At 64.9% G+C, this 14,926-nt stretch carries 21 protein-coding genes and 1 tRNA gene; 10 read left to right on the forward strand and 12 right to left on the reverse strand.

Annotated features, from left to right (window positions below; all coding sequences use genetic code 11):
- Window positions 1-125 precede the first annotated feature (125 nt).
- On the reverse strand, window positions 126-377 hold the full coding sequence (locus BMW89_RS30800; protein ID WP_092033141.1) for a GCG_CRPN prefix-to-repeats domain-containing protein: 252 nt from the start codon (window positions 375-377) through the stop codon (window positions 126-128).
- Between the two features lie 26 nt (window positions 378-403).
- Window positions 404-646, reverse strand: coding sequence for a hypothetical protein (locus tag BMW89_RS30805; protein ID WP_092033145.1), 243 nt, complete (start codon window positions 644-646; stop codon window positions 404-406).
- A 271-nt stretch (window positions 647-917) separates the two neighbouring features.
- Here BMW89_RS30805 and BMW89_RS30810 point away from each other — a divergent pair, with 271 nt between their 5' ends.
- Entirely contained in the window at window positions 918-1,877 is a 960-nt protein-coding gene (locus tag BMW89_RS30810; RefSeq protein ID WP_092033150.1) for an AraC family transcriptional regulator, read from the forward strand.
- Between the two features lie 12 nt (window positions 1,878-1,889).
- Here the strand turns inward: BMW89_RS30810 and BMW89_RS30815 are convergent, their stop codons facing one another.
- Window positions 1,890-2,123, reverse strand: a complete 234-nt coding sequence (locus tag BMW89_RS30815; RefSeq protein ID WP_092033730.1) for a hypothetical protein — start codon at window positions 2,121-2,123, stop codon at window positions 1,890-1,892.
- Window positions 2,124-2,246: 123 nt separating this feature from the next.
- On the opposite strand from BMW89_RS30815, the gene BMW89_RS30820 reads away from it, so the two are divergent.
- The gene (locus BMW89_RS30820) at window positions 2,247-2,708 is read left to right on the forward strand and encodes a DUF6314 family protein (protein WP_092033155.1); all 462 of its coding nucleotides are present in this window, start codon (window positions 2,247-2,249) and stop codon (window positions 2,706-2,708) included.
- A 35-nt stretch (window positions 2,709-2,743) separates the two neighbouring features.
- Here BMW89_RS30820 and BMW89_RS30825 read toward each other — a convergent pair whose 3' ends face one another.
- Both BMW89_RS30825 and BMW89_RS30830 read right to left on the reverse strand, forming a co-directional pair.
- Complete coding sequence (locus tag BMW89_RS30825; RefSeq protein ID WP_092033158.1) at window positions 2,744-3,037, reverse strand: hypothetical protein; 294 nt, start codon at window positions 3,035-3,037, stop codon at window positions 2,744-2,746.
- A gap of 191 nt (window positions 3,038-3,228) precedes the next feature.
- Window positions 3,229-3,313: transfer RNA gene (locus BMW89_RS30830), tRNA-Leu, on the reverse strand.
- 155 nt (window positions 3,314-3,468) lie between these two features.
- On the opposite strand from BMW89_RS30830, the gene BMW89_RS30835 reads away from it, so the two are divergent.
- Window positions 3,469-4,008, forward strand: a complete 540-nt coding sequence (locus BMW89_RS30835; RefSeq protein WP_092033163.1) for a disulfide bond formation protein B — start codon at window positions 3,469-3,471, stop codon at window positions 4,006-4,008.
- Window positions 4,009-4,011: 3 nt separating this feature from the next.
- On the opposite strand, the gene BMW89_RS30840 is transcribed toward BMW89_RS30835, so the two are convergent.
- From BMW89_RS30840 to BMW89_RS30850, 3 genes are all read right to left on the reverse strand, one after another.
- Window positions 4,012-5,097, reverse strand: a complete 1,086-nt coding sequence (locus BMW89_RS30840) for an AbrB family transcriptional regulator (RefSeq protein ID WP_092033166.1) — start codon at window positions 5,095-5,097, stop codon at window positions 4,012-4,014.
- 66 nt (window positions 5,098-5,163) lie between these two features.
- The gene (locus BMW89_RS30845; protein ID WP_092033171.1) at window positions 5,164-6,246 is read right to left on the reverse strand and encodes a caspase family protein; all 1,083 of its coding nucleotides are present in this window, start codon (window positions 6,244-6,246) and stop codon (window positions 5,164-5,166) included.
- Between the two features lie 205 nt (window positions 6,247-6,451).
- Complete coding sequence (locus BMW89_RS30850; RefSeq protein WP_092033174.1) at window positions 6,452-6,745, reverse strand: PsiF family protein; 294 nt, start codon at window positions 6,743-6,745, stop codon at window positions 6,452-6,454.
- A 203-nt stretch (window positions 6,746-6,948) separates the two neighbouring features.
- Between BMW89_RS30850 and BMW89_RS30855 the strand changes: the two genes are divergently transcribed.
- Window positions 6,949-7,458 (forward strand): hypothetical protein, encoded by a 510-nt coding sequence (locus tag BMW89_RS30855; RefSeq protein WP_092033179.1) that lies wholly within the window; start codon window positions 6,949-6,951, stop codon window positions 7,456-7,458.
- Window positions 7,459-7,504: 46 nt separating this feature from the next.
- Here the strand turns inward: BMW89_RS30855 and BMW89_RS30860 are convergent, their stop codons facing one another.
- Window positions 7,505-8,053 (reverse strand): TetR/AcrR family transcriptional regulator, encoded by a 549-nt coding sequence (locus tag BMW89_RS30860; RefSeq protein ID WP_092033183.1) that lies wholly within the window; start codon window positions 8,051-8,053, stop codon window positions 7,505-7,507.
- 101 nt (window positions 8,054-8,154) lie between these two features.
- Here BMW89_RS30860 and BMW89_RS38175 point away from each other — a divergent pair, with 101 nt between their 5' ends.
- From BMW89_RS38175 to BMW89_RS30880, 5 genes are all read left to right on the forward strand, one after another.
- Complete coding sequence (locus tag BMW89_RS38175) at window positions 8,155-8,310, forward strand: hypothetical protein (protein WP_177196443.1); 156 nt, start codon at window positions 8,155-8,157, stop codon at window positions 8,308-8,310.
- A 3-nt stretch (window positions 8,311-8,313) separates the two neighbouring features.
- On the forward strand, window positions 8,314-8,799 hold the full coding sequence (locus BMW89_RS30865) for a PaaI family thioesterase (protein ID WP_092033187.1): 486 nt from the start codon (window positions 8,314-8,316) through the stop codon (window positions 8,797-8,799).
- A gap of 34 nt (window positions 8,800-8,833) precedes the next feature.
- Entirely contained in the window at window positions 8,834-9,217 is a 384-nt protein-coding gene (locus BMW89_RS30870; RefSeq protein ID WP_092033192.1) for a CidA/LrgA family protein, read from the forward strand.
- The gene (locus tag BMW89_RS30875; RefSeq protein ID WP_092033197.1) at window positions 9,214-9,936 is read left to right on the forward strand and encodes an LrgB family protein; all 723 of its coding nucleotides are present in this window, start codon (window positions 9,214-9,216) and stop codon (window positions 9,934-9,936) included. Before BMW89_RS30870 ends, BMW89_RS30875 begins: the two co-directional genes overlap by 4 nt.
- Before the next feature lie 89 nt (window positions 9,937-10,025).
- Window positions 10,026-10,685 (forward strand): DsbA family protein, encoded by a 660-nt coding sequence (locus BMW89_RS30880; protein ID WP_177196444.1) that lies wholly within the window; start codon window positions 10,026-10,028, stop codon window positions 10,683-10,685.
- A gap of 83 nt (window positions 10,686-10,768) precedes the next feature.
- On the opposite strand, the gene BMW89_RS30885 is transcribed toward BMW89_RS30880, so the two are convergent.
- The 3 genes from BMW89_RS30885 to BMW89_RS30895 form a co-directional block, all read right to left on the reverse strand.
- Window positions 10,769-10,975, reverse strand: a complete 207-nt coding sequence (locus tag BMW89_RS30885) for a hypothetical protein (RefSeq protein WP_045005422.1) — start codon at window positions 10,973-10,975, stop codon at window positions 10,769-10,771.
- An 81-nt stretch (window positions 10,976-11,056) separates the two neighbouring features.
- Window positions 11,057-12,127 (reverse strand): carboxylesterase family protein, encoded by a 1,071-nt coding sequence (locus BMW89_RS30890; RefSeq protein ID WP_092033206.1) that lies wholly within the window; start codon window positions 12,125-12,127, stop codon window positions 11,057-11,059.
- A 30-nt stretch (window positions 12,128-12,157) separates the two neighbouring features.
- Entirely contained in the window at window positions 12,158-13,129 is a 972-nt protein-coding gene (locus BMW89_RS30895) for a S1C family serine protease (protein ID WP_092033210.1), read from the reverse strand.
- Between the two features lie 290 nt (window positions 13,130-13,419).
- Here BMW89_RS30895 and BMW89_RS30900 point away from each other — a divergent pair, with 290 nt between their 5' ends.
- Window positions 13,420-14,838, forward strand: coding sequence for a M20 family metallopeptidase (locus BMW89_RS30900; RefSeq protein WP_177196445.1), 1,419 nt, complete (start codon window positions 13,420-13,422; stop codon window positions 14,836-14,838).
- Window positions 14,839-14,926: the final 88 nt, after the last annotated feature.

A 14,926-nucleotide genomic window follows, 5' to 3' on the forward strand; every position in this document is an offset into this window, starting at 1 on the left:
AGCCCCCGCCCATCAACCCCAGCCGCCGCCAATCCTGCAAAATCCCCGGCCAGATCGAGTTCTGCTACGGCTGAGTTTCCCCGGACAGCCCTGCGGCGTGCGGGGAGAGGCGGAGTGCTCAGCTCCTACCTGCCATTGCCGCGGCACGCGCCGCCGGGACCGATATGGTAACCGCGCGGGCAGGCATGCGCGGCCGGGTTGGCGAAGTTCCTGAGGCAGCCGCCATTGGGGCCACGGTGCCAGCCGTCGCCGCAGCCGCCAGCGACCGCGATGACGTCGCCATTCGCGCCCGCACCGAACGGCGCCAGCGGCATGGCCTGGGCCGAGCCCGTGATCGCGCCGAGCGCGAAGGCTACGGCAAACAATGTGCGCATCATGTCTTGTTCTCCCGAATGCCGTTGCTTCAATGGCCGGCGGCGAATGCGATGCCGGCGCGCACTTCTGCGATTGCCTGGTCGATCAGCCCCATCGCTCTCTCGCGATGACCGCCTTTGTTCGGCTCAGCCTTGCCGAGCTCGGCGCGGGCCGATTGCAGGATCGCAACGGCTTCGTCCATGTGCGGCTGCGCGCCCAGCGCGTAACCGATGCAGAGGCTGGTCGCGATGGCGCCGCCGAGTACGAGGCTGCGGGGTAGAGAGGTTCGCATGTGATTGTCTCCTCCAGCGGGCGTCAGGCTGGGGCCGCCCGGTTGCCCGGATGCAGTCCCGTCTGTGGCGGGATATCGCATCCGCTATTTGAATAGGGTGGGCGCGTGTGGGCCGTCTTGGACTGTTCGGCGCTGGAAACGCGGCCACTTGGACTGACCGGCGCAGCTTGATTCACGTTGGCGTGCTGATAGCCTAGGGACACCGGCCTACGAAGTTCGGCAGGTTTTGTGCGCGATTTTTTCGACAAAGTCTTTCTTGGAAGTTCTTTCGATGTCCGTCATCAGGAAAGCGCTCTCGACCGACATGCTGCCGCAGGACTTGTCCGACCGGCAGCGCTTCATCCACTTCGCTGAATTGTTCGAGCATTTCTCCAACACCGGCGAGCTGGATCCAGCCTCCGACGTGCCGTTTCGCGCCACGATGAATTCGATCCATGTCGGGACCACCATGCTCGGACGCTGCGACGGCAGCTTCGTCACGGTGCGGCGTGAGAAGCGCCAGGTGATCGAGACCGGCGACGATCGTTTTTGCCTCGCGCGCAACACTGGTGATCGCACTTCACAAGTGATCCATCGCGGCCGAGAATTCACCATGCGGCCGGGGTCGATAGTGCTGCTCAAGCTGGACGAGCCATTCTTCGCCGCCGACGGCGCCAGCCAAAAGCGCTTCACCAACGTGCATCTGCCGGTCGATACGCTGCGGGCGATGGTCCCCGATGTCGACGACCTCGTCGGCTGCGAGCTCGAGCCCGGCGGCGCGCTGTCGCTGGCGATGGATTACAGCGATCTCCTGCTGCGCCATCCCGCTGCCGCCGACGAGGCCGGCATGGCGATCGCCACCCATTTGCTCGACCTCGCCGCGATCGGTCTCGGCGCCCGCAGCGATATCGCCGCCGCCGCGCAGCGCCGGGGCCTGCGCGCGGTGCGGCTCAAGGCCGTGCTGTCGGTCCTGGAGATGCGCTTCCACGAGCCGGATTTTTCCGCGCAGAAGCTCGCCGCCGCCGTCGGTCTGTCCGAACGCTACGTCAACGAGCTGCTGTTCGAGGCTGGCGCCAGCTTCACCACGCGCCTCAACGAACTCCGCCTGCGCAAGGCCGCCGACCTGCTCGCGCACCGCGAAGGCCGCATCAGCGACATCGCCTTTGCCTGCGGCTTCAACGATCTCTCTTATTTCAACCGCTGTTTCCGCAGGCGGTTCGGGCTGACGCCGACCGCGGCGCGGGGGAAGTGAGGGGGGCGCACCCTACAAAACATCGACCCGCGGCGGCGGATAACGCCGCGCCAGCGCTGACAGCGGTAAATGCCGCTCGCCGTCCGGCAATTCGAGAAAGGCCAGCACGAGCGGCCGCTTCCAGTCGCCGACGCCGAAATCCATCGCCATCCATTTTTGCGGCTCGGGGCCTTCGAGGCCCCGGACCCAGACGAAATAGCGGGGGAGGTCGTCGGCGTCAGCTTCCGTCGTGCGTCTCCTGGCCATCAAAGCTGCTCGCTGCATCACCATCCGTTGCGGTAGGATATAGGTATCGGCTCGCTGAAGTCGAACTCTCAGCTGCCGGTCCTGTAAGGCTGGACCGGTCGGTTAATGCGCAGGCCTGAAGATATGAACGAAGCCACGATCGATAGCTGGGGTGACGCCTCGGAAGTCACGAAAAAGCTGATTGGCTCGTGGTCCCTCAACCGGGTCATTGAAGGCCAGGCCACGATGCAGGGTATTGCGATCTTCACGCCACTGGACAGGGGGCGGCTGGCCTATCGCGAGCAGGGATATCTGAAGCTTGCGAACGGCACCATTGTGCAAGCCGAACGCGAATATTTCTTCAGCAACAGCGACGAAGGGTTCAAGGTCTTCTTCAAGGAAGATCCACCGCGGCTGTTTCACGAGATCTCACTGTCCGCGTCTTCCGGAGGAGCGCTGAGCGGACGCGCGGGCCATCTCTGCAAGCGCGACGACTATCAGTCGGCCTACATGTTCCTGCCGGATGGCACGTTCGTCGTCCGTCATGTGGCGTCGGGCCCGGGCAAGGACTACGCGATGAATACGACCTACACGCGTCTTGTGTGATCAAGCCGGTGCGATGGCGACGGCCGCGCCGCCTTTCACTGCCAGAGCTGGCTCTCCGCGACGCGGTTGATATCTTGGAGACGCCGGTTGGCGTCGGCGTTCAGATCGATACTCTCAACCAGCGTCAGCAGGCGGTGATAGGCGCCATCGGCGATTTCCACCGGCAGCGGGGCTTCGTCAAAAGTCTCGATATAGCTGCCGATGAGACCGCTGAGCAGGCGGCAAAGGCCGCGCTGGGCGGGATCGTCGCGGCCGAGGGTCTCGAGCTTTTGCTGGAATGTCCGGAAGCCGTGGTGCTGTTGCGAAAGCCATGCGTGCAGGTCGTTCATGTGAGCTCCTTCGAGTTACGGAAGAAGCTGCCGGTTTATACAGGAGGGATATGACGATTGCCAGTGGTGGGGGAGCGATCTTCGTTGAACCAGTCCGCCTTCGCCAAGGCTTCGGCGGGACAGCCTTCGCAGCTTCGCTTCGATGGCGCGGCGCTCGGCCCGCCCAGCCGTAGCTGCGAAGCAGCGAAGGCTGGTGCCCCTGGCCGGAATCGAACCAGCACTCCTTGCGGAACTCGATTTTGAGTCGAGCGCGTCTACCAATTCCGCCACAGGGGCCCTCGGTCGGTCCCCTCAACAGGGGCCTTGCGAAGCCGGCGGACTATAGCCATGGACAAAGCGGGGTCAACCCGCGCCAAAGTGATCCCAGCCGTTCTCGACAGCCGCATCGGCCGGGGTTAGAGGCTTAAGAAAGCAACCCACCGGAGGCTGCCGTGACGACCCAGAGTGCCGCACTACCTGCGTTCAAACCGGCGGCTGCCAGCCCCGCGCTGACCGCCGCACTTCTCGTCACGCTGATTGCGGCTGCGACCATCGCGGGCGCCTGGTTCTTCCAGCTCGTGCTCGGGATCGTGCCCTGTCCGCTGTGCCTGGAGCAGCGCTACGCCTATTATCTCGCGATTCCGCTCGGCTTGCTCGTCGCAATCGCGGCGCGAGGTGGCATGCCGCGGCCGCTGCTGCTCGCGGGGCTCGCGATCCTCGCGCTGGCGGCGCTCGCCAATGCCGGGCTCGGCACCTACCATTCCGGCGTCGAATGGGGTTTGTGGAAGGGCCCGACCGATTGCTCCGGTCCCGTCGTCAATCTCGGCTCCGCCGCCGATCTGCTATCGAAGCTCGACACCGTGAAGGTGGTGCGTTGCGACGAGGTGCAGTGGCGTTTCCTCGGCCTTTCGCTCGCCGGCTACAACGTGCTGATCTCGCTGTTGATGACCGCGATCGCCGCGTGGGGATTTGTGGCGACGGCGAAGCGCTAAGGCTTAATCGTCCACATCGTCCTGCGTGCGCCCGAACAGGTGCACGATGCCTGGCGTCGCGATCGTCACGAACACGAAGCGTGACAGATGATGGGCGCCGACGAAGATTGGGTCGATGTGCAGCGTCAGCGCCAGCGCCAGCATCGCGTCCATCGCGCCCGGGGCGAAGGCGACGACGGTGTCTGAAAACTTCACCTGCGTGGTGAGCGCCACGATCGCGACGAAGATGCCGGAGACGACTATCGCCACGGCAAACGAGCCCAGCGCCGCATTGATGTGGCCGGCGAGCGTCTTGATCCGCATCCGTGCAAAACGGCTGCCGATCAGGGCGCCGATGCCGATCAGCGCCACGCCGCGCACCCAGTTCGGCAGGCCGCCATCGACCCAGCCCGCCCCATGCAGCACGCTGGAGCCGATCATCGCGCCGAACATCCAGCTCGCGGGAAATTTGATCAGCCGCAGCACGAGCGCCGCAGCGAGTGAGGCCGCAACCAGCTCGACGAGGTCGAGCGGCGAGGCGATCGCCGTTGTCAACGACGGTGCCACGGAAGGCGCCACGCCCGCGATGGCCAGCACCATCGGTAGTGCCGCAGTGAGGATGATGACGCGCATGGTCTGCACCACGGCGATCCCCGGCAGGTCGGCGCCGCGCTCGACCGCCAGGATCGTGATCTGGGACAGCGCGCCGGGACTGCCGGCGAGGAAGGCCGAGGTGCGGTCCCAGCCATGGATCCGTTGGAGATAGTAGCTCGAGCCGAAGGTCGAGCAGAAGGTGGCGAGCGCAAGCAGCCCGATGGTGAGGGGATAGGCGCTGACCTGTTGAAGCAGATGGCGCGAGACGACCGAGCCCAGCGAGATGCCGAGCAGCACCAGTACGGTCTGGGTCAGGATCGGCGGCAGCATCAACTTGCGCCCGGCGATCGCGGCGATCCCGACCGCGATCATCGAGCCCGAGATCAGCCCGCCGGGAAGGCCCGCAAGCAGAAATATCAGGCCTCCGGCGGTGCCGATGACGAGTGTCTCCACCGTGCTCAAGATATTGGCACGGCTTGGCAATTCGAACGGCAGGGAGGCGGCGATCTGCTTCACACCACCTTATTGCAAATCAGCGAGAGGCGCACAATTGCAGGCTCGTCATGCCGCAATGCGTCCCGACTATTTCTGAACGAAATAGAAATCCTGTCGGCCGGACACGGAGCCGTAGCTGAACGGCTTCTGCTTGCCGCCGGTCATCTCGATCACGTCGTCGCGGACCGTATCGAACAGCCGCCGGACCTCGAGTCCCGGCACGCGAATATCCTTGATGAACGCCGTGGCGAACGGGCTGTGGGCGCCGTCTCCATCAAGCGCCACTTCGCCGTCCTTGGCCGCGAACACGACCAGCGTCCCGGCGTCGGGTTCGATTGGCGCCAGCCCGCGGGAGACCGAACGCGACGCGACGGACAATGTTCGCTTCATGCGGGCGGCGAACGGGTTGTCCCGGCATGCATCCAGAACGACCAGCCGCAACTTCTTGGCCCGTTCCGCAACGTTGAGGACCTGATCGAGCGCGATTGCTTCGAAAGACATGTCGCGATCCGAACTGATCGTCGCGTCGACGGGAATCAGGTAGTTGGTCCCGCCAATTTCTATGCCGTGACCTGCATAATAGATCACGGACCAGTCGGCCCTCTCGGCCTGTGTGGCAAAAGCGCGAAGCGCCTGAATGAGTTGATCGCGGTCGAGGTTGGTCCGCAGCGTGACGTTCTCGAAGCCCGTCGCCCTGAGCGCGTTGGCAACCTCGGCAGCGTCACGCTCGGGATTGGGCAACGAGGGAACATTTCTGTATCTGGAATTACCCAGCACCAGTGCGACGCGATGTTCGGATTCTTTCTGCCGGGGAGTGTCGAGCGCCGCGCCGTTCGCCGGGGCTGCAGGCGCCTTCGGCGGCAGCGGTGCGGCCGAGATCTGCGGATCGGCAGGAAGCTGCCCCTGTCGGGGCGGTCGGCTCTCGTGTTTCGTCGAGGCTGTGTCCTGCTTCGAGGGCGTCACCGCTTGCGTGGACGGCGCCGTGGCTTCGGTCTTGCAGCTACTGCGAAATGCCCTTCGTTCGGGGCCGTGCAGTCCACGAGCATCGGCCTGCTTTGAACATTCCTGCGCAAGGGAACGAGAGTTTGGTTCGACCTGCGCGTCTGCTGGCCCGGCGACACTCACTGCGACAACAAGACCAAGCAGGCGAACCCTCTTCCATCCGCTCATTCGACCCCTTGGCCCGTACCTGTTCAATTCGTAACCGCGCTTGCCGCCGAGCGCGGGGCCCTGAAGCAGTTCACCGCCACGACAGTGATCTGGTTCCCTCTGATCATAAGTGAACCAGCATTTGAGCCAAGTAGCGAGGGCCAAAAACACATGGGCTTCATCCTCCCCTGCGTCCGGAGGAGGATGAAGCCCAAAATGTCCGCGGCTACTTCTTGTCGGCGGCGGCCGGAGCGGGAGCAGCCATGCCGGCCTTCGCGCTCTTGACGCACTCCGAGCGGAATTTCTTGCGCTCCTTGCCGTGCAGGCCCTTGGCGTCGGCCTGCTTGGAGCATTCGAGCGACTCGGCCGAGTGCTCCTTCGGCGCCTTCTTGTCGGTGGGGGCGGCGGTCGTGGTCTTGGCGTCGGTCTTGGCCGCCGGCGCGGCGGCCTGGCCGAAGGCGGTGCCGGTGGCGAGCAGGGAGGCGAGGGCGATGGCGGCGAGGCGAGACGTGAAGGTCATGGTGTTGCACTCTTCTTGAGAGAATGGCGAAGGGTTGGGAACGTCGGCTCGTGTTGCTGAACGCGACATGAATAATCTGAACAGGGGGGATCACTATATTTTGGCGGCGGGTGCCATCGCTTCCTTGTCGCAACTCGCCGGCGCGCTAGGATAGCAGTCCTCGGTTCACTTCCCCCGGGGGAAGACCAAGGAGGAGACCAAGGATGACCATTCAATCAAAATTGTTGTGTGCCGTTGCGGTGTCGGGATTTGCCGCGCTGGTGGCGGCCGCGCCGGCCCAGGCTTTGACCTCGCAGGAGTGCAGCGCGAAATATCAGGCCGCCAAGAAGGACGGTTCGCTCGGCGCCACGAAGTGGAATGACTTCCGCAAGGCCCAGTGCGGTGCGGACGCGACGCCCGCTGCTGCACCGGTCGTTGCTGCTCCGGCCGCGCCTGCCGCTCCCGCCGAGCCGAAGGCCGCCGCGAAGAAGGAGGCGGCCCCTGCCGCTGCGCCGGCCTCGACGATGCCGACCATGCCGATGGGCAACGCGGTCTTCCCGAACGCGGTCGATGCGAAATACGCCAAGGAGACCGCCGGCAAGGCCCGCCTCCACACCTGCGTCGACCAGTACAACGCCAACAAGACCACCAATGGCAATGGCGGCATGAAGTGGATCGAGAAGGGCGGCGGCTATTACAGCGAATGCAACAAGAAGCTGAAGGGCGCCGCCTGAGCTTCGACATGATGCGATGGCCGGAGCAAAGCTCCGGCCATTTTATTTAGCCCAACAGCTTCTCGGCCGATTTCGCCACGAGCTGCGACCGTTTGCGCGGACCGCGCTCGACGAACAGCAGGCTCTGTCCGAAGATGAAGCAGTAGAACAGGAAGGCCTGTGCATCGGCCTCCTCGGCCTCGAGGCCGGTCGCGCGATAGAGCTCGGCGACGTGCCTAAGCCGCGCCGCATCCACGCTCGCCACCGCCGCCGCCGCGTTCTGGTCCGAGCGGGCCCATTGCCGGATCGCGAGCTCGATCGCCATGCCTTCCGGATTCAGCCGCTCGGAATACAGCTGGATCATCGCCTTCAGCCGCTCGCGGGGCGCCTCGCCGTCGAGGCTCGTCTGCTGCGCGATTGACGCTGCGCGTCCCTCCCGCCAGCGTTCCAGCATGGCCTCGAGCAGCGCGGCGCGGTCGGCGAAGCGGCGGTAGAAGCCGCCCTTGGTGACGCCGAGATTTTTGGCCAGCACCTCGACCCGCACCCCCTCGACCCCTGAGCGCGCGAGCTCGGTAAACCCTGCCTCGACCCAGACATCGCCCTTGCCGTCGCTCATGAAGGAAGCCTCACCGGTTCTTGATACGGTGCCGTATTGCTAGCGCGGCGAGGCCCTGATACGCTACCGTATCAAAAATCGAAAGGGCAGGGAGAACGGCGATGGAGCAGGAGGCGACCTATCGCGGCACGGTCTATCCGTGGCAGTGCGAAATCTCGGGCGTGCACATGGACCGTGAGCTGCGAAAGTCCGCGCCGTTCGCCGATGCCATCCGCCAAACCGCCTTGAGGCATCGCACTGAGCGGGCCGAGGCCTGAGCCGTGCCCCCGTTCGAGCCGAAGAATCCGGGTTATCGTGCGGCGGCCGTTGCCATGTTCGATCGCCAGCCGGCGATGCACGCGCTCGGTATCGTGATCGTCCGCCTTGCGCCGGGCGAGGCCGAGCTGGCGATGCTGCATTCGCCTCAATTCACGCAGCAGAACGGTTTTCTCCATGCCGGCATCATCACGGCCGGGCTCGACAACGCCTGCGGCGTTGCCGCCTTCACCCTGATGCCGCGCGAGGCCGACATCCTCACCGTCGAATTCAAGACCACGCTGCTCGCACCCGCCCAGGGCGAGCGCTTCGTCTTCAAGGCCGAAGTCGTCAAGCCGGGCCGGACGCTGACCTTCTGCGAGGCCAGGGCCTTTGCCGAGCACGAGGGCAAGACCAGGCTGATCGCCACCATGACCGGAACGTTGATGACGATGCTGCCACGTGAGGCTCCGCAGGCGCCGCGCACGTCCCCCGCGATGCGCGCCGATTGACAAGCCTGCCGTCGCATTCCTTGATGCGGCGGTCATGCTCGGAAGTCTTGGTCTCATTTTGCTCTGCCAGTTGATCGGCGAAGTGGTCGTGCACGGTCTCGGCCTGCCGCTGCCGGGTCCCGTACTCGGTCTGCTGTTGCTCCTGATCCTGCTGCTTGCCCGCGACCGTTTTTCGCTGCTCGCGCGTGGGCCCTTGCGCAACGATGGCGTCGAGACGGCGAGCAAGGGCCTGCTGGCGCATCTGTCGCTGCTGTTCGTGCCGGCGGGCGTCGGCGTCGTGCAGAAGCTCGACCTGCTCGCATCCCACGGCATCGCCATCGTCCTGGTGCTGGCGCTCTCGGTGGTGGTCACGCTGCTCGCGACCGTGCTGACCTTCCGCCTCGTCAGCCGCCTGTTGAAACAACAGGACGCGCGATGAAGGACAATCCGTTCTCGCTCTGGGTCTATCTCTCGCAGTCACCGCTGCTCTGGCTGACCGTGACGCTGCTGGTCTATGCCGGCACGGATGCGGTGTCGCTGGCGACGCGGCGGCATCCGTTCGCCAATCCTGTGCTGCATGCGATGTGGATCATCGGTGCGTTCCTGCTTCTGACCGGCACCTCCTACACGACCTATTTCGCCGGCGCGCAGTTCGTGCATTTCCTGTTGGGGCCTGCGACGGTCGCGCTCGCCGTTCCGCTCTACGAGAACCGCAAGCGCGTGGTGTCATCCATCGTGCCGATGCTGGTGGCCCTTGTTGCCGGATCGGTCACGGCTGTGGTGTCGGTGGTGCTGCTGGCCGAGTTCGCCGGGCTTCCGCGCGAAGTGGTCCTGTCGCTGGCGCCGAAATCGGTCACGGCCGGTGTTGCCATGGGCATCGCCGAATCCCTGCACGCCGATCCCTCGCTGGCGGCGGTCTCCGTTATCCTCACCGGCATCATGGGCGCGATTATCGTGACGCCGCTGATGAACCGGACCGGCGTCACCGATTACCGCGCGCGCGGCTTTGCCGCCGGTCTTGCGGCGCACGGCATAGGGACTGCCAGGGCGTTTCAGGTCGACGAGATCGCCGGGGTCTTTTCCGGTATCGCCATGAGCCTGAATGCTTTGGTGACCTCGTTCCTGGTCCCGCTGGCGGTCACGCTGCTGGTGCGATGACATTGCGGCGGCGACACTCTATATGGTCGGTAACAATTCGCAGTCCCGATCCGTATTTTGCGGGAGATGGGACCGAAACGGGACGAGATATGACTGTATTTCTGAAGAAGGGCCTTGTGCCGACGCGGCGCGCCGCACTGACGCTGATCGGGGCGGGTGCCTTCGCCGCGGGCGGGATCACCCTGGCACGCGCCGCCACCGACGATGACGAAGTGCTGACCGAAGCCAAGGTGCTGCGAGACCCCGACGTTCCCGTCGCCGGCAATCCCGACGGCAACATCAGCATCATCGAATGGTCCGACTACAATTGTCCCTATTGCCGCAAGCTCGAGCCCGAGCTGCGCCAGGTCATCCAGGACGACGGCAAGGTGCGGCTGGTGATGAAGGACTGGCCGGTCCTCGGGCCGGTGTCGGTCACGGCGGCCCGGATCGCGCTCGCGGCGAAATATCAGGACAAGTACCACAAGGCCCATGACGCCATGATGGGCGTCAGCTCGCGCCTGACCGAGCCGCGTATCGACGAGCTGCTCGCGGCTGCCGGCGTCGACATGGACCGGCTGAAGCGCGATCTCACCGACCATGCCAAGGACATCGACGCGGTCCTCAAGCGCAACAACGAGCAGGCCGAAGCCTTCGGCTTCCGCGGCACGCCGTCGTTCATCGTCGGCAAGTACCGCGTGCCCGGCGTGCTCAGCATGGCCGAGTTTGAGCAGGTCATTGCGGACGCCCGCAAAGCCAAGATGAACTGACGCCAACCGCCTCCATCGTGCTCAGCACGAAGGCGCCGCCGCGGACCCGCGACGGCGCCTTGTTCATGTTTGGCCGGTCGAAATTATTTCGACGAAATCCGGACCCAGTCCTTGTGCGCGCGATCTTGCAGCGCATTCCAGTCGGCCTTCGCGACATCCCAGTTCACGATGGTGCGATTGGCGGTCGCGACCTCGCCGTTGGCGACTGAGGACGTCTGCATGGAGTCATAGACATACACGCCGCAGCCGAGCAGCAGCGCACCCAAGATCATTCCAAAAAAAGTCTGCATCGCGAACCTCCGGTGACGGCTGATAACGTCGGCACGGCGCGATGGTTCCGCGGCCATGCGGCGCATCTAAGGACAGGTTGTTCATTTTCCATTCAGCCACGCCAGCAGCTCCGCGTTGATCTCGCGCGGATAGGTGTGGCTGAGATCGTCGATCTCGCGATAAATGACGTCGGCGCCGGCGGCGGAGAGCGCAGCTTGTGTTTGCCGCGCGGTCTGCACCGGAAACATCCAGTCGAGCTTGCCGTGAGTGATGAAGATGGGCAGGCCCTTGAGGCGCGCGGCATCCGCCATCTCCGCCATCAGCGGATGGAAGGTCGCCGACACCGGCGCGAGATGCGTGAAGGGCGAGGCGCCGTCGAGGCCGGAGACATAGCTGAAGGTGCCGCCATCGCTCATGCCGGTTAGCAGCATGCGCGAGGTATCGACCGTCCAGCGGCTGCGCACGGTTTCGAGGATGCGCATCAGGTTCGGCGTGTCGGCGTCATCGCCCATCAGCGCCCAGGTCGGACCGGTCGCAGTCGGTGCCACCAGGATCGCACCAAAACTGCGGGCATCGCGCAGCCAGCTCCACAGGAAGCCGCGGCCGTTGCCGCTGCCGCCATGCAGCGCCATCACCAGCGGCATGGCGCGATCGGGCGAATAATATTCGGGGACATAGACCGAGAAGCCGCCGCGGCTGCCGGGCTCGTTGTGGTCGTGGAAGATGCCGGTATCTTCGCTCGCGCCCGTTCCCAGTCGGGCCAGCAGATCCGCGTTCTCGCGATTGGCGGCGTTGAGAAAGAAGCTGCTCACGGGTGGAAACTGCACGGCCAGCGGATAGAGTGCCTCCTGCGCGCGCGGGACGTGGCGCAGCGCGCGGAACACGGCGACGAGATCGCCATTGCCGCGCTCGACCTCGCGAATGCCGGCAAAGGCGGCGAGCGTCTCGTTGCAGGCACCGTCGAGCCGGCTGCGCAAGCCGGCGAATTGTTCGGGCCATTCGCCGATCGCTGCGCGTGCGGCTTGTAGCGCCTCGTCCGGCGCGCCGATCGCATTCATCACCGATGCGAAGGCCGGCGGATGCAGATGCCGGGCGAAGAAGCCGAGCGCTTCCAGCGCGTTCAGCAGCGGCGGCAGCACCGTCACGATGTCGTCAACGACGGCCTCGGTCATCGCCGCTTCCCTAGCGTCAGTTCGGTGGTGTCAGTGCAGCTTCGGCGCCTTGAGCAGCTTGAAGCGATCGGTCGAGGTCACCGTGACGTCGAAGGTGACGCCTTCATGATGCACGGTCAGCGGTACGTCGACGCCGGCAGCACCGAGCCCCCACATCTTCTTGTAGAAGCCGGTCTGGCTCGTGACCTTCTCGCCGTCCACCGCCAGGATGACGTCGCCGGTCTTGAGCTCGGCGCGGGCGGCCGGGCCGTTGGCGGAGATCCCGATCACCACCACGCGGTTGTCGATCTCCGTCGAAAAGAGCCCGAGCCACGGGCGCGACGGCTTGTTGACGCGGCCGAACTTGCGCAAATCGTCGAGGATCGGCTTCAACAGGTCGATCGGCACGATCATGTTGACGTGCTCGGCCTTGCGTTCGCGTTCGCGCTCCAGCTGGAGCGAGCCGATACCGATTAGCTCGCCGCGCGCGTTGAGAAGCGCCGTGCCGCCCCAGTTCGGATGCGCGGGATGGGTGAAGACGGCCTCGTCCAGCAGGTACTCCCAATAGCCGGCGAATTCCTGCTTGGCCACGATCTGGCTTGCGACCGAGCGCGTGCGCCCGCCGGCGCCGCCGACCACGACGCGGTCGCCGATCTTTGTTTCCGCCGAGTTGCCGAGCGGCAAGGGCTCGACGTCGAGATGACCGAGCGCCTGCACCAGGCCAAAGCCGGTGACGGAATCAAAACCGAGGGCATGCCCTTCGACGACGCGCCCGTCGGCGAGGTGCAACCATACAGATTGCGCCTCGGTGATGAGATAACCGATGGTGAGCACCAGTCCGTCGTCGATCACGACGCCGTTGCCGGCGCGTTCGGTGCCCAGCGTCTCGGCGCTGAAGGCGTCCGGCGGGATGATGGCGTGCAGGCCGACGACGGATGCGAGCGCACGGTCGAGATCGAAACCGTAATCGCTCGCACGCGGCTGGTTGGCCGGCGGCACTCTCCATTCGGTCAGGGCGGGCATGGAGTTCTCCTGGCTGAGTGCGTCGCCCCGCTGTGGCTAGCGGAACGAGGCGCGAAGCACCGATAATTTAGGCCGTAGGAGGCCGTCTTGAAAGCCTCGTTCCCCAACTATTCCGGAGAGCGGCGTATGAAATCTTGGAAAGGCATGGGAACGCCTGCATAGGCGGCAAGCTGCCGCTGAATTCGGCCGGCACCGACCGCATGGCTGCTGTCCGGCGAGGTGCTAGGCGGGCTGCAATGAAGCTGCTAACCATTGCCGCTTCGTTTGACCAAGGGATCACGGACCGAAGCATGGACAACCGCAGCGACATCTGGCGTGGCGTCGACACGATCAAGGCGCGTTTCATCGACCTCAGCGACAAGGTCTGGGGCATGCCCGAAGTGTGCTATACCGAAGCACGCTCCGCCGCCGAGCATCTCGCCGAATTGCGCCACCAGGGTTTCCGCATCACCGAGAAGGTGGCGGGCATTCCGACTGCTGTGATGGGCGAATGGGGCGAGGGCGGTCCGGTCATCGCCTACATGGGTGAATATGACGCGCTGCCGGGCCTCAGCCAGGAGGCGGGCGTCGCCGAGCACCGGCCGGTCGAGACCGGCGGCCATGGCCATGGCTGCGGTCACAATCTGCTCGGCTCTGCCGCGCTGCTCGCCGCAACCGCGATGAAGGACTGGCTTGCCGAGAACAAGGTGCCGGGCCGCGTGCGCTATTACGGCTGCCCGGCGGAAGAAGGCGGCGCGGCAAAAGCATTCATGGTCCGCTCCGGCTCGTTCGAGGATGCCGACATCGCGATCACCTGGCACCCGAGCAGCCTATGGGAGGTGGCGGTGACGCCGTCCCTCGCGAACACGCGCGCCGATTTCATCTTCACCGGCCGCACCTCGCATGCGGCGGCCTCGCCGCATCTCGGCCGTTCCGCGCTCGACGCGGTGGAGCTGATGAATGTCGGCGTGAACTATATGCGCGAGCACATGCCGAGCGACGCTCGCGTCCACTACGCGGTGCTCGATACCGGCGGCATCGCGCCGAACGTGGTGCAGGCCCACGCGCGGGTGCGCTATTCGATCCGCGCCCGCGACCTGCCCGGCATGAACGAGCTGGTCGGGCGCGTGAACAAGATTGCGCAGGGCGCAGCCCTGATGACCGAGACCAAGATGGAGATGAAGATCATTTCCGCGGTCTCCAACATCCTGCCCAATGCTCCCCTGGAGCAGGCGCTGCACCGGGTCATGGAAGAGCTCGGCCCGCCGCATTTCGACGACGCCGACAAGAACTTCGCGACCCAGATCCGCGCGACGTTGACCGACAAGGACATCGCCGCGGTCTATTATGCGATCGGCATGGAGCCGACCGATCGGCCGCTGGCCGACTTCCTGGTGCCGCTCGATGCCAAGCGTAACCCGCAGGTCGGCTCGACCGATGTGGGCGATGTGAGCTGGGTGGTGCCGACCGTGCAGGTTCACGCACCGACGGTTGCAATCGGTACGCCGTTCCACACCTGGCAGGTGGTGGCGCAGGGCAAGAGCGGACACGCCCACAAGGCGATGGTGCAGGCGGCCAAGGCGATGGCCGGTATCGGCATCAAGGCCTTGACGGATCCGGAGCTGATCAAAGCAGCGAAGGCGGACCTTGCGAGGCGGACGGCCAAGACACCTTATGTCTGTCCGCTGCCGGACCACGTCGCGCCGCCGCTGAATATGTCCGTGGTGTAGAATTCCGTCTCGATACTTCGTCTGATCCGGCGAACAAATTTTCCGCAGTGCAACGTGGATTTCGGCGCGTTTTGACGCCGGATTGCCG

Source organism: Bradyrhizobium sp. OK095 (assembly GCF_900109945.1).
Taxonomy (GTDB): Bacteria; Pseudomonadota; Alphaproteobacteria; order Rhizobiales; family Xanthobacteraceae; genus Bradyrhizobium.